Annotated in this window: 17 protein-coding genes; 10 read left to right on the top strand and 7 right to left on the bottom strand. The window is 57.9% G+C overall.

Going from position 1 to position 13219, the window contains the following annotated elements:
- Nucleotides 1-91: 91 nt before the first annotated feature.
- The 3 genes from ACIOVB_RS09820 (at nt 92) to ACIOVB_RS09810 (ending at nt 2600) form a co-directional block, all read left to right on the top strand.
- A complete protein-coding gene (locus ACIOVB_RS09820; RefSeq protein WP_187679547.1) occupies nt 92-562 on the top strand; it encodes a hypothetical protein in 471 nt (156 codons plus the stop codon).
- 488 nt (nt 563-1050) lie between these two features.
- Complete coding sequence (locus tag ACIOVB_RS09815) at nt 1051-1944, top strand: sensor histidine kinase (protein ID WP_401267229.1); 894 nt, start codon at nt 1051-1053, stop codon at nt 1942-1944.
- The gene (locus tag ACIOVB_RS09810; RefSeq protein ID WP_187679548.1) at nt 1941-2600 is read left to right on the top strand and encodes a response regulator transcription factor; all 660 of its coding nucleotides are present in this window, start codon (nt 1941-1943) and stop codon (nt 2598-2600) included. The genes ACIOVB_RS09815 and ACIOVB_RS09810 overlap by 4 nt, the downstream gene beginning before the upstream one ends.
- On the opposite strand, the gene yegS is transcribed toward ACIOVB_RS09810, so the two are convergent.
- Nucleotides 2584-3501, bottom strand: coding sequence for a lipid kinase YegS (yegS, locus tag ACIOVB_RS09805; RefSeq protein WP_401267153.1), 918 nt, complete (start codon nt 3499-3501; stop codon nt 2584-2586). The genes ACIOVB_RS09810 and yegS overlap by 17 nt on opposite strands.
- A 314-nt stretch (nt 3502-3815) precedes the next feature.
- Between yegS and ACIOVB_RS09800 the strand changes: the two genes are divergently transcribed.
- Complete coding sequence (locus ACIOVB_RS09800; protein WP_187679575.1) at nt 3816-4124, top strand: hypothetical protein; 309 nt, start codon at nt 3816-3818, stop codon at nt 4122-4124.
- Between the two features lie 57 nt (nt 4125-4181).
- On the opposite strand, the gene glp is transcribed toward ACIOVB_RS09800, so the two are convergent.
- Nucleotides 4182-5408: a gephyrin-like molybdotransferase Glp gene (gene glp, locus ACIOVB_RS09795; RefSeq protein ID WP_401267150.1), complete on the bottom strand. Its 1227-nt coding sequence runs from the start codon at nt 5406-5408 to the stop codon at nt 4182-4184.
- The gene (gene moaB, locus ACIOVB_RS09790; RefSeq protein WP_187679551.1) at nt 5392-5931 is read right to left on the bottom strand and encodes a molybdenum cofactor biosynthesis protein B; all 540 of its coding nucleotides are present in this window, start codon (nt 5929-5931) and stop codon (nt 5392-5394) included. Before moaB ends, glp begins: the two co-directional genes overlap by 17 nt.
- Before the next feature lie 81 nt (nt 5932-6012).
- Here moaB and mobA point away from each other — a divergent pair, with 81 nt between their 5' ends.
- Both mobA and ACIOVB_RS09780 read left to right on the top strand, forming a co-directional pair.
- Complete coding sequence (mobA, locus tag ACIOVB_RS09785; protein ID WP_187679552.1) at nt 6013-6615, top strand: molybdenum cofactor guanylyltransferase MobA; 603 nt, start codon at nt 6013-6015, stop codon at nt 6613-6615.
- Between the two features lie 78 nt (nt 6616-6693).
- Nucleotides 6694-6915, top strand: coding sequence for a YgdI/YgdR family lipoprotein (locus ACIOVB_RS09780; protein ID WP_187679553.1), 222 nt, complete (start codon nt 6694-6696; stop codon nt 6913-6915).
- Between the two features lie 81 nt (nt 6916-6996).
- Here the strand turns inward: ACIOVB_RS09780 and ACIOVB_RS09775 are convergent, their stop codons facing one another.
- The 3 genes from ACIOVB_RS09775 to ACIOVB_RS09765 form a co-directional block, all read right to left on the bottom strand.
- Nucleotides 6997-7887, bottom strand: a complete 891-nt coding sequence (locus ACIOVB_RS09775) for a pseudouridine synthase (protein WP_401267147.1) — start codon at nt 7885-7887, stop codon at nt 6997-6999.
- 71 nt (nt 7888-7958) lie between these two features.
- A complete protein-coding gene (locus tag ACIOVB_RS09770; protein WP_003226726.1) occupies nt 7959-8276 on the bottom strand; it encodes a transcriptional regulator in 318 nt (105 codons plus the stop codon).
- Between the two features lie 112 nt (nt 8277-8388).
- Nucleotides 8389-8625 (bottom strand): glutaredoxin family protein, encoded by a 237-nt coding sequence (locus ACIOVB_RS09765; protein WP_401267145.1) that lies wholly within the window; start codon nt 8623-8625, stop codon nt 8389-8391.
- A 209-nt stretch (nt 8626-8834) separates the two neighbouring features.
- On the opposite strand from ACIOVB_RS09765, the gene ACIOVB_RS09760 reads away from it, so the two are divergent.
- The gene (locus tag ACIOVB_RS09760; protein ID WP_187679556.1) at nt 8835-10547 is read left to right on the top strand and encodes a monovalent cation:proton antiporter-2 (CPA2) family protein; all 1713 of its coding nucleotides are present in this window, start codon (nt 8835-8837) and stop codon (nt 10545-10547) included.
- Here ACIOVB_RS09760 and ACIOVB_RS09755 read toward each other — a convergent pair.
- A complete protein-coding gene (locus ACIOVB_RS09755; RefSeq protein WP_187679557.1) occupies nt 10544-11752 on the bottom strand; it encodes an ammonium transporter in 1209 nt (402 codons plus the stop codon). The genes ACIOVB_RS09760 and ACIOVB_RS09755 overlap by 4 nt on opposite strands.
- Before the next feature lie 306 nt (nt 11753-12058).
- On the opposite strand from ACIOVB_RS09755, the gene ACIOVB_RS09750 reads away from it, so the two are divergent.
- Genes ACIOVB_RS09750 through ACIOVB_RS09740 form a run of 3 tightly spaced genes read left to right on the top strand, consistent with a single transcriptional unit; the run spans nt 12059 to nt 13097 of the window.
- Entirely contained in the window at nt 12059-12373 is a 315-nt protein-coding gene (locus tag ACIOVB_RS09750) for a YqjD family protein (RefSeq protein WP_401267141.1), read from the top strand.
- Between the two features lie 2 nt (nt 12374-12375).
- Nucleotides 12376-12762 (top strand): phage holin family protein, encoded by a 387-nt coding sequence (locus ACIOVB_RS09745; RefSeq protein WP_187679558.1) that lies wholly within the window; start codon nt 12376-12378, stop codon nt 12760-12762.
- Complete coding sequence (locus ACIOVB_RS09740; protein ID WP_401267139.1) at nt 12759-13097, top strand: hypothetical protein; 339 nt, start codon at nt 12759-12761, stop codon at nt 13095-13097. Before ACIOVB_RS09745 ends, ACIOVB_RS09740 begins: the two co-directional genes overlap by 4 nt.
- Nucleotides 13098-13219 lie beyond the last annotated feature (122 nt).

Raw genomic sequence — 13219 nt, 5'->3', positions numbered from 1 at the left:
TACCTGCACGTCTGGGCGCGATCTCCCGACGATTCACGATCGTCGTCACACACGGCATTCCCTCATCAGACATGACGTTGTGGAGATAAGCATGCCAATCGACCGTAAAGAGTGGGCGCAACGGTTCCCCGAATTTCTTGTCGAAGCTGAAACGCTCCTGGCCAAGTCCGAAGAATGCCTCAGTCATCTGCAACTGATCAGCAACGACAAGGACGCCATCGACTGCATGCTCAGCACGCTCCTCAAGCTTGCCAGCAGAGCTGAAGCCCTGGCGCTTGAAGCGATTTCCGAGTTTTCCCTGCATATTTACGGCTTGCTCAATCTGGCTCAGGACCACGTCGACCTGCACCAACAGGCCCTGGATGCATTGAAGGATTGCTTCACACTGATGGCCTGGCAACTTGAACTGGTCGACCAGAACACCGGACAACTGAGCCTCGATAACAGTGAACAAACCTTGCTGATCGAGGCCTTCGCCTTTCAAGTTGGTCAACCCGAGTTCCAACCAGCGCTCACAGCCAAACGCTTGCCCCTCTTGTCCTTTTCGGAGCGCCAGGCCTGATAGGGTGTGATCCACCGCTGACAAGATCGCCGTTCGCATCGTCCAATGTCGCAATTGAACAGTTCATACCTGCCAGCGACAAATCGAATTAAATAATCACACCTGACAGAGGCGAATATTTCCAGCCGGGCTCAGGGTTTGCCTGTGTCTAAAGAACCCAACTTCAGGCAACACCGATATCTATCGATGACAATAAATCGATTTCCCCCAGTTATGGAACTCGCGTCCAACATGGCGTATTTGCTGGCTCATTGGACATATATAGCGAACGCGACCAACGGTATCTTAAGTGGTATTATGCCGCCCACTAGTTGCCTTCTAGTTAATGGCACAGTGACTTCAGAGAAAGACATCTACGAAGTTGGCAGTCAAAATACGTACACTGAACCACGTTGAATTCAATAACATAATTGACAGCATTTTCAGACAGAGACCCGCCAGCCACCGGCCGGTCTGCCCGCAGCGAAAATCCATTGGCTCCATCCGTTATGTACGCCAGCCTCAAGTCGATCACAACATGGCCACCCTCCCGGGAAAATGCACGCCGGTTCACGCTCATACTGTGTATCGCGGCCACACTTGGCAGCCTGCTGACCTATGGTTTTTCCACACAGATCGGCCTGGGACTGTTGCTGCTGAACATCGCCGCCACCGCCTGCGTCTGGGTGCAATATCGGCTGTCGCGCAAATCGATCAAATTCCAGCCGCAAGAACTCGCTGACCGCCTGCTGGAAGTCCAGGAAAACGAACGCCATCGCCTCAGCCGGGAGCTGCACGACGATATCGGCCAACTGCTGACGGCCGCCAAACTTCAGAGCGACTGGCTTAAACGGCGCATGCCGGAAGACTTGCAGGAGCAATGCACGGCGCTTTGCGACACCCTAGAAGAAACATTGAACAAGGTGCGCGATGTCTCGGCCATTCTCAATCCACGTCAACTGACCAGCCTCGGTCTTGAGGCCAGCCTGCGTGCGCACCTGCTCAAGACTTTGACCAACACCAGCGTGCACTGGAGTCTCGATTGCCAGCAGCGCCTCAACGGCATTCCGGAAGAAATGGCGGTCGCTGCCTTTCGCATTACCCAAGAGGCCGTGACCAATATCCTGCGACACGCGCAGGCAAGAAATCTGTTGATACGCGTGCAACGCCTGCCAAAAGGCCTGACATTGCTGATCAGCGATGACGGAAAGGGATTCGCTCCGGCCGCGAATCCGGGTCGTGAAGGACAACGCGGCATGGCCGGGATGGCCGAACGGATCGAACAATTGGGTGGCACCCTGAGCGTCATTAGCGAACCGGGCAAAGGCACTCAAATCGAAGCACTTTTCCCCTGGGCGCCCCGCGCACTCGAGCGGGCCAGTACGAATAAGGTTATGCGTTGACTTGTAACTTACTTCTGGTGGATGACCACTCGCTGATCAGGGCCGGCGTGCGCGCTCTGGTGCTGGATATTCCCGGTTACGCAGTGATTGGCGAGGCCAACGACGGCTCGCAGTTGCTCGAGATGGTCGAGCAACTGAGCCCCGATATCGTGCTGCTGGACATATCCATGAAAGAAACCGGCGGCCTGGAAGCCCTGCAGCGGCTCAAGCGGGTGCGTCCGCAGAGCAAAGTGCTGATCCTGTCGATGCACACGGACCCCGCGCTGATCATGCAGGCGCTGGAGTCCGGCGCCCACGGTTATCTGCTCAAGGACACCACCGCCACCGAACTCGAGCACGCGCTGGAAGCCTTGCGCAACAACGAGCGTTACTTGAGTCCGGCCATCGCCCACACCGTGATCACCCAGGCGCTGACCCGCAATCAGAAGCAACAGCCGGAAATCGCCGACTCGCACAATCTGACCGCCCGACAGTTGGAAATCCTGCGCTTGATCGTGCGGGGCAAATCGACCCGGGAAATTGCCAACGGCCTGGGCTTGAGCATCAAGACCGTCGAGACCCACCGCTCGCAAATCATGAAGCGTCTGCAAATCTACGATGTGGCAGGCCTGGTGCTGTTCGCCGTGCGCGAACAGATCATCAGTCTGGACGACTGAGAGGCTGCTTGACGGTCAACAGAGGCGAGTCCTTCGGCAGGTGCACCTGCAACGCCGCAGGCCTTACCTCGAATCGCATGTTTTCGCCTTCCAGCGGTTCACCATCAAGATTAATGTACAGCCCCTCGGCGACCTTGATTTCGACCCACGGCAAACGGGTTCGCACAAACATGTTGTCGATGCCAAAACCGTCGCTCAGCAGACTCTTCAACGTGCCGACCAGCTCCTGTGGCGCTGGCAAGATGCTGACATCCAGTAATCCGTCGTCGGCCAGTGCCTGCGGACACAGCACATGCCCGCCTCCCGCCTGACGACCATTACCGATCCCCAATGCCAGCAACTCACCGCTCCAGTGAAAGTCCGGCCCCTGCAACTCGCCATATGCGGCATGCAACTCGCTGAATCGTGACAGACCGGTGAACAGATAGGCCGCACCGCCCAGCACTTTCTTCAGATCCTCTGAAGTATTGGCCGTGACCTGACTGCCAAAACCACCGGTGGCCATGTTGAGAAAAATCTGCCCGCCCACTTCACCCAGATCAATATCACGCGCGGGTACATCGAGAAGCTCAAGCGCCTCGGCCGGCTCCAGCGGGATTCCCGCTGCGCGGGAAAAATCGTTGGCAGTCCCCAAGGGCAAAAGTACCAGACTGGCTTTCCCCGGATGCGCCGCGAGAGCTTCGGCGATATCGCGCAAAGTGCCGTCTCCGCCACCGGCAATGATCTGCCGATAGCCATCCGCCAGCGCTTGCTCCACCCATCGTTGGGCATCGCCTGCCTCCCACGTCAGACGCACTGCCAATTCCCAGCCTTGCTTGCGTTTGTCCTCGACTGCGGCGCGAACCGCCTCGTTGAGTGCCTGCTTGCCATGCAGAATCAACAGTGCCCGGCGTTCACTCATAGCGTCACTCCCTGAATTGAATCGGTTGAAACATCTTGACCGCAGCGGCACCTAAAAAAGCCGCAAGAATGACAATTAATTCAAGCGACCGGACGAGGCGTCTTACACAGCGGTATTTTTTCTTACAAAACAAGAGGAATCGGCTTAATTGACCAAGCTCGGCCATTGGTTCACCGTGTGTCGGCGGTATCAATCATCCCAATAACACAAGGACGTGCATGTAATGAGTCGATACACCCCGAGTTTTTTTAACAGCTCGACAGATGGAAAAGGTTACTGGCTTCTATCCGAAACAGCCGCTGTTGGATTTTTCCATGCAGAGCCTTGAAGCCAGAATGCCAGTGAGTCCGGTTGGCCCTCTCGCCGAAAGTCGCGCGAACCCCAAGTCCGAGTTCAAAAGCAACGCCAAGACCACTGGAGAAGTTGATATGGAACCTCGTGTTACCGAATTGGAAACCCACCTCAAATACATTCGACGGGACATGGACGAAGTTCGTAGTGACGTCAGAACAATCAAACACCGTCTTGCCTATTCGGCGGGTGCAACAGCAGTAGTACTGGCTCTGCTGGGTTGGGTGGCCAATAGCCGATTCGACCAGCTTGTTACGCTGATCAGCCATTGACTCAGAGAAACATTGCAGGCATCGACTGTTTCAGCCGACGCCTGCATTTACGCTCGATCAGCCCAGTAGATCACTCAGAGGAATGAAAACGACCTCATCCCCTACATTCAGAGTGCGGCCTTCCAGCACTTCAACCAATCCATCTGCCCACGCGGCACTGCGCAGCACACCGGAACTCTGGTTGCGATAGATCGTCGCTCGCCCTTGCTCGAGACGCCCACGCAGGTATTCACGGCGATTGCCGGCAACCGGCCAGGTGAAGCCTGCCGGCACCGGGAACTTCAGAGGTTCGACATCCCGCACTCCCTGCCGGCGCAACAGGTAGGGGCGAGCCAGCAGAGCAAAGGTCACCAACGTCGACGCCGGATTACCAGGCAAGCCGATGACCGGCACATTGCGGAAATGTCCGAATGTCAGCGGTTTTCCGGGCTTGATGGCCAGTTTCCAAAGAGCCAGTTCGCCCTCTTCTCGCAGGGCAATACCCAGAAAATCCGCTTCACCTACTGATACACCACCGGTGGAAAGTATCAGATCAACATTCTGCAACTCACCGAGCCGGGCACGGGTGGTGGCAAGGTCATCAGGAAGAATGCCAGCGTCGATCACCTCACAGCCCAGACGCAGTAACCAGCTGCACAGCAACACCCGATTACTGTTGTAAATCTGCCCCGGCCCCAATGGCTGACCCGGTTCGACCAGTTCGTCGCCAGTAGAAATCACCGCAACTCGAACCTTGCGCACAACTTTCAGCCCGGCGCAGCCCAGCGACGCGGACAAGCCTTGTTCAATCGGACCAAGTCGCGTTCCGGCGGGAAGTATCAGTTCCCCGACGGTTGTTTCCTGGCCTTGGGGGCGAATGTTCTGCCCGATCTTCAGAGCTTCAACGAAACGCACGCTTCCATCGGACTGAACGTCAGCGTTTTCCTGCATTTCCACGCAATTGGCACCGGGTGGTATCGGCGCCCCCGTGAAGATTCGCGCACAGGTACCGGGTTTCAAAGCTTCCGGAGACTGCCCGGCAAACACCTTTTGACTAACCGGCAGCGGTTCGCCCGCCCAGTCCGAGAGGTTCAAGGCATATCCGTCCATGGCACTGTTGGGCCAAGGTGGCAGATCCAGGGTCGAAAACAGATCTTCGGCCAGTACCCGACCCTCGACCTGAGCCAGTGGCAAATATTCGTGCTCGACGATTGGCGAGGCCTCGGCCATTTCCAGCAGTCGCGCCAGCGCCACTTCGACGGGCATCAACGAGCCCGTCTTGCCCGGCTTACCCACGGGATTCACAAGGCGCTGCCTGTTTCAGATGAGGAACGAAATTGCACGGACGGTGACGAGCGTCCAGTTGCTCACCCAAAATCCCATCCCACCCCGTACGCACGGCATTGGTCGAACCCGGCAAGCAGCAAACCAGCGTTCCATTGGCCAGACCGGCCAGCGCTCGAGATTGCACGGTCGAGGTGCCGATATCGGCCACCGATATCTGCCGGAACAACTCCCCAAACCCATCCACTTGCTTGTCGAGCAGACACGTGACGGCTTCAGGGGTGCTGTCGCGGCCCGTGAACCCGGTGCCACCGGTGATCAGCACCACCTGTACGACATCGTCGGCAATCCAGTTGGCGACTTGCGCGCGAATTTTGTAGAGGTCATCTTTGAGCAGGACCCGCGCTGCCAGATTGTGGCCGGCGGCCGCCAGGCGGTCGACGAAGACCTGGCCTGAAGTGTCGGTTTCCAGGGTTCGGGTATCGCTGACAGTCAGAACCGCAATATTGAGCGGCACGAAAGGTACATCAGCCTTGGCTTTCATAGGCTCTTCCAGTTGTAGGGAAAACAGCCCGGTGTTATATCACAGCGCCCCCTTTTTTCGCCGCCCCTCCGGAGAGCTGCCATGACCTTTGACACGCAACTGCCGCCCTGCTCCATCTTGCTTTTGGCGGGTGGACGCGGGCAACGCATGGGCGGTCAGGACAAAGGTCTGGTGGAGTGGCTGGGCGAGCCGTTGATTGCGCATCTACAGCGCAAGACCCGTCCGCTCACCGATGACCTGATCATCTCCTGCAACCGTAATCGTGAGCGTTACGCGCCGTTCGCCGATCAGCTGGTGGTGGACGACGAGGGTGACTTTCCCGGTCCGTTGGCCGGTATTCGCGCCGGCCTGAAAGCCGCACGCCATTCGCATCTGCTGGTATTGCCCTGCGATGTCCCGCGTATTGATGGTGCGTTGCTACAAAGCATGCGCGAGACCGCGAATCTGCATCATGACAAACCATTAATGTTGCGCCATGACGAGCACTGGGAACCGTTGTTGTGCGTGATCCCGGTCGCCCTCTTACCGGCCTTCGAAGACGCCTGGAATGCCGGGGAACGCAGCCCCGGGCGGGTCATGCGCGGTCTCGGCGCCACCGCGCTGCACTGTCCCGACAACGACCCACGGCTGGCCAACCTGAACACCCCCGACCTGTTAAATGCGCACAACACTGTGTCAGACTGACACTATTCAAGGAACTCTCACGCCTTGTATACGTCTCAAGCTCAGTAACCAAAAGAATTCCCATTCGGAGACACACTCATGACTCAACGGACCCTCGCCACTTTCATGCTCGCACTGGGCCTAGCTACCCTCGCCGGTTGCTCGTCGCCAACAGTGATCACCTTGAATGACGGTCGCGAAATCCAGGCCGTCGACACCCCGCAATACGATGATGATTCGGGCTTCTACGAGTTCAAACAGCTCGACGGCAAAGAAACCCGCATCAACAAGGATCAGGTTCGTACCGTTAAAGAGTTGTAAGCTCTGGGTCGACACCGGATACAGAAAAGCCCGCATAGATATGCGGGCTTTTTCATGGGCGCTCGAAAAATGGCACCGATGTCACCATTGCAGGGTGATGCGACTTTCGAATTCACGTTCCTCACCGGTTACCGGATCGATAAAGCGCAGCCCTTGTGCCAGTAATTTGAGTGGATTGGCGTAGTCATCCTCGACGTCTTTCAGTGCATCCGGGTAAAACGGATCGTTGCAGATGCTCGCCCCCAACGCGGTCATGTGCACGCGCAGTTGATGTTTCTTGCCGGTCACCGGATACAGGCCGTAGCGCCAGAGATCGCCGTTCTTTTCCCGGACTTCCACAGCCGTTTCGGTGTTGCTGACGCCCGGCCCCTCCTGCATACGGAAAAAAGGCTCGCCATCAATAAGGCGGCTTTTGTGCACCAAGGGGAAACTGAGTTCAGGTAATGCCGGGGCAATCGCTTCGTAGCGCTTGTCGATCTGCCGTGTCGGGAACAGCGACTGATACGCGGAACGGGTTTGCGGATTAGCCGAGAAGATCACCAGCCCCGCCGTATGCCGGTCGATCCGGTGCAGCGGCACCAGATGAGGATTGTCCAGCCGACGAATCAGCCTGCGCAGCAAGGTTTGTTCGACATACTCGCCGGCAGGGGTCACCGGGAGAAAGTGAGGTTTGTCAGCCACCACCAGATGTTCGTCGGCATAAAGAATCGACTCGACCACCGGTATCGGTTTTTCACCCGGCACTTCGCGAAAGTAGTGAATCCGCAGGCCTTCCTTATAGGGCAAGTCCAACGCAATCGGCTGACCTTGGCCATCCAGCACCCGTCCCCGGGCAATCCGGTCCAGCCACTGCTCGCGCCCAATGGCACTGAAATGCTCGCACAAACAATCAAGTACGGTCAGCCAAGTACCCGGCGGCAAGTACAGTGTGCTGGCCTGATTCTGTGCAGCGGAAAATGTTGATGTGGACATACGGAAACTCGACCCGTTAAAGCAGTCCGGCATTATCCAACACTGGGGGAAACGAACCTAGCGCTGAATCCTCAGGCGGGAATCGACTTGAGCGCCGCCGCCTCGGTGAATTCCTTGAGCCAGCGCAACACGTCGACCGCCTCCCAGCGGCCCGGGTCGTACAAGGCGTAGAGCAAACCCTGATAACCGACCACGTCCAACTGCTTGTGATAACCGGCGCGCTGAAACAGGGCTTCGATCTCGGCAAAACAGGTATTGAAATGCAGTTTGTTGAATGGCGTCTTGCCCTCCGTGACCAACCCGTCCAGGCGCAATTCGAGAACGGCCTCGCGCACCACATCAACCGACATCCGGTTAACGCTGTTCTTCAACTGTTCGACATTGACCACGGTTCATCCCTCTGACCCAATTACTGTATGAAAATACAGTAACCGAACAAGCCGGGAAGTGCCAAGGGCTGGATGCGCGTGAGCGACCAGCGGAATGCTGCATGAAAGCTGATTAACGGAGAAACGCCACGACCTCATCGGCGCTGAACGGCCAGTCCAGTTCAGCCCCGGTGTCGATTCGACGCAGTACCGGAATCCGCAGGCCGTAAGCCTCAAACCAGCGCTCGTCCTCGGCGATATCAACCAGCTCAACGAGCAAGCCGTGCTCGACAAAGGGCATCAGTTCAGCTTCCGCGACTTCACACAGATGACACCCCAAGGTGCCGAACAGCTGACATTCAGGAGGCATGATGGCTTCGACCAGAAATGAGTGCGCCTATTCTATGCCGCCCCTGAAAACCCGTCGAGCCACCGCAGCCCGAAGGCTTAAGCGTATTTGTGGCGTTTCACTCGCAAAACCCTGACGCAAATCAGCCCGCTGAAAAACCAATTACGCAATGCTCCCGGTCTTTTTGCCTCTACGCTTGAAAAGCCAGAGCCCTGACATCGGAGTGTCCAGTGTTTGCCAACCTGTTGATCATCCTCGCCTCGTCCCTCGTGGTGATTGCGCTGTTCCGTCGCCTGCGATTGCCGCCGGTGTTGGGCTACCTGTGCGTGGGCTTGCTCGTCGGGCCGAGTGCATTCGATTGGGTCAACGAGAGTGAACACCTCCCCGACGTGGCTGAACTGGGTGTGGTGTTCCTGTTGTTTTCGTTGGGCCTGGAGTTTTCCCTGTCGAAGATGATTGCGCTGCGCCAGGTCGTATTTCGTCTGGGCAGCCAGCAGGTTCTGATCAGCACGGCGCTGTTGGGTCTGCTGCTGATGTCGCTTGGCATGCCGATGACTTCTGCACTGTTGCTTGGCGCAGGACTGTCGCTGTCGTCCACGGCGATCGTGACCAAAGAGCTGGGTAGCCTCGGCGAAGTGTTCAGCAGTCACGGCCAGAATGCCGTCGGCGTTCTGCTGTTTCAGGACGTGGTCGCGGTCTTGCTGCTGACCCTGGTGCCGGTGTTCGCCGGAAGCAGTGATCAGGTCTGGTATTGGGCATTGCCGATGACCCTGGCGAAAACCGTGGTGCTGTTTGTCGGTCTGCTGCTCGCCAGTCGCTGGTTGTTGCCTCGGCTGTTCCATGAAGTGGCTGCGTCGCGCTCGGCTGAGTTGTTCGTACTGTTGGCGCTGGTGATCGTGCTGTTGACCGCATGGCTGACTCACTTGCTCGGCCTGTCCCCTGCCCTTGGCGCTTTTCTCGCCGGCATGTTGTTGGGTGAAAGCCACTACCGACATCAGATCGAAGCCGATATCCGGCCTTTCCGCGACATTCTGCTCGGGGTGTTTTTTGTCAGCATCGGCATGCTGATCGACCTGCAATTGTTCGTCAGTCACAGCCTGCTGATCCTCGGCCTGACCCTCGGTTTGATGGTGATCAAGGGCATCGTGGTGGCGCTGCTGGTGAAGTGGCGCGGCAGTGACAGTGAAACCGCGTGGCGCAGTGGTTTGGCGCTGGCCCAAGGGGGAGAATTCTGCTTCGCACTGATGGCGCAGATGCAACAAAACAGCCTGATGCCGGCAGAGTTGGGCGCCCTGCTGCTCGCGGCGACGTTCTGCTCAATGCTGCTGACACCGCTGTTGCTGCGTGCGGCACCACGTATCGCCGCAGTCCTGCACCGCAAACCCAATCAGGAAGCACAGATCGAGGAGATCAGCGCGCTCAACGCCAGTCTCGACAAGCATGTGGTGATTTGCGGATACGGCCGCGTCGGTCAATCAATCGGCCGTTTCATGCGCAACGCAAAGCAGCCTTACATCGCTCTGGACAACGACCCGGTGCGGGTACAGGAAGCCTCAAGCGGGGAAAGTGACGTGCATTACGGCGACTCCTCACGCGGCGAACTGCTGACCGCCATCGGCCTGATGCGTGCACGATTGCTGGTGATTGCCGTGGATCAAAGCGATGTCGCCCTGCGCATCCTCAAGGAAGCTCGTCGACTCAATGCGCACGTGCCGATTCTGGTGCGCACCCGTGATGACAGCCAATGGGCCGAACTGAAGGCCGCCGGCGCCACCGAGGTGGTGCCGGAACTATTGGAATCGAGCCTGATGCTCGCCTCGCATGCCTTGATCATGCTCGGCCTGCCAGCGCATCAGGTACAGGAGAAAGTCGATCAGGTGCGCATTGATCGCTATCGCCTGCTGCACGGTTTTTATCCCGGGGCCGACGATGTTGAAAATTAGTCCTGACTCACCGCGCCGATCTTGTGCAACGACAGATCGGCGCCGTAATACTCTTGTTCCTGACTCAGGCGCAGGCCATGCAGTGCCTTGATCACGCCGTAAACGACGAAGCCGCCGATCAGCGCCACCGCCACGCCGAGCGCAGTGCCGATCAACTGGCTGATCAGGCTGACGCCACCAAGACCACCGAGCGCTGTCTGGCCGAAAACCCCGCAGGCAATCCCACCCCACACGCCACACAATCCGTGCAACGGCCATACGCCCAAGACGTCGTCGATGCGCCATTTGACCTGCGCGGCGGTAAAGCACCAGACGAACAGTGCACCAGCAATGGCGCCGGTCACCAGTGCGCCGACCGGATGCATCAGGTCAGAACCTGCACAGATCGCCACCAACCCGGCCAACGGGCCGTTGTGCAGAAAGCCCGGGTCATTGCGCCCGACGATCAACGCCGCCACCGTGCCACCGACCATCGCCATCAACGAGTTGACCGCCACCAGTCCGCTGACACCCTGCAGCGTCTGTGCGCTCATTACGTTGAAGCCGAACCAGCCGACAATCAGAATCCACGAGCCCAGAGCCAGAAACGGAATGCTCGACGGAGCGAACGCGACCAGTCGACCATCGCGATAACGCCCATTGCGCGGGCCAAGCAGCAGCACCGCCGCCAGCGCCAGCCAGCCGCCCATGGCATGTACCACCACGGAGCCGGCGAAATCATGGAACGCCGCACCAAACTGCGCCGTCAGCCAGGCTTGCAGGCCATAGTTGCCGTTCCAGATCATCCCTTCGAAAAACGGATAAATGAACGCCACGATCAGCGCTGTGGCACACAACTGAGGAACGAAACGTGCCCGCTCGGCAATGCCGCCGGAGATAATCGCCGGGATCGCTGCGGCAAAGGTCAGCAGAAAGAAAAACTTCACCAGCCCATAGCCATGATCGGCACTCAGCACCGCCGCCGGCTGCATGAACGTCACGCCGTAGGAGATCCAATAGCCTATAAAGAAATAGGCCAGGGTCGAGACGGCGAAATCGCTGAGGATCTTCGACAAGGCGTTGACCTGGTTTTTCTGGCGCACCGTACCGACTTCCAGAAATGCGAAACCGGCGTGCATCGCCAGCACCATCACCGCACCGATCAGAATGAACAACGTATTGGAGCTGTGAACCAACGTGTCCACAGCGCTTTGCAGATTTTCCATAAAGAGGCAGACCTGGCAGGTAAATAGAGCACCAAATCAGTTCATACGAGCATTTCATGCACCAAGTTGCGACCGCGCAGTCATGGATCAGGCTGTCCGATGAACCGCTTTGGCGCACAAGGTCGATGCCCTGATACGAACCGTGGTTATTTGAGTTAAGGTTTTCCCGCTTGTACGCTCGGCAACAGCGCACGACTGTCGGGCGACGCACCACGACATAGCAAAAGCTGTACCAGTCATTTGTACTGAACCTTCGCGCAAGGCTCATACTCGAACGCTTCAGACGCCACTTACGGAGATCCACCCATGGCCAGCATCAAGGCAAAGACTGCTCAAGAAATCCTGATGAACGACTTCCAGACATTGGTCGCCGACACCGAACGGTTGCTCGAGCACACCGCCACTCTGGCCGGCGATCAGGCTGATGAGTTGCGTGAACAGATCCACGACAGCCTGCTGCGTGCACGGGAAACCCTGAAGCTGACCGAAGACACCCTGCGCGAGCGCGGTCAGGCGGCGGTCACCGCAACTGAAGACTACGTGTCGGCCAATCCTTGGCAATCCGTCGGCATCGCTGCCGGTTTAGGTTTTCTGATCGGCCTGCTGGCTACTCGGCGCTGATTATGTCGATCGGTGAATCCGGCCCGGCTGCGGGCACCACTTCCTCCACGCGGCGTTTGGGCGCCGCTGTCCTTGGCTTGTTGCACAGTCATGTCGAATTGTTCGGCATCGAATTGCAGGAGCAGAAAGCACGTACCGTCAGCCTGTTGCTGTTCGCAGGCTTGGCCTTGGTGTTTGCCCTTCTGTTGCTGGTAGGTTTGTCGACGTTGGTGTTGATCGTGTTCTGGGACACCTATCGTCTGCCCGCGATCATCGGCCTGTGCGTGTTCTACACACTGGCGGCCGCGTTCTGCGGGGTGCGCCTGAAGGCTGCGGTCTTCGATGAATCCTCACCCTTCCACGGCACGCTCGAAGAGCTGGCCAACGACCGGGAGCGTCTGCTGCCATGAGCCTGCCTGAAATTCCACATAACAGCTCTCGTCGGGAAATGCGCAAGGCACTGATCCGCCTGCGCATGGAAATGCATCGTCAGGAAATCCGTCACGAAGCCGGGCAAGTGCTGCAACCCTTGCAACGCATGCGCGGCATGTCGCAAAACCTGCAAGGCGGATTCGGCATCAAACACGCGCCGTTGTGGGGCGTGGCCGCTGTCACCCTGCTGGGATTCATCACCGGTAAGGGCGCGAAAAGCGGCGGCGTCGGTGGCCTGACCCGACTGGTTCGCCTCGGTACCAGCCTCGGGCCACTGATCAAACTGGTCATGCAGAGTTCGGGCAAACGCTGACCTCTCGCAACTGGCTACATTCTTGCAATACCTTCGGGATGAACCTCTTTCTAGAAGAGGTTCAATCCTGAACGCCTACCCGGTCGGCAGGTTTCAACCAGAACAAGAACGACTAAGGAGGC

Origin of the sequence: Pseudomonas sp. NPDC087639, assembly GCF_044743385.1 — a bacterium.
Classification (GTDB): Bacteria; Pseudomonadota; Gammaproteobacteria; order Pseudomonadales; family Pseudomonadaceae; genus Aquipseudomonas.
Note: the sequence above shows the minus strand (reverse complement) of the source record. Positions and strands in the feature narration are given on the sequence as shown.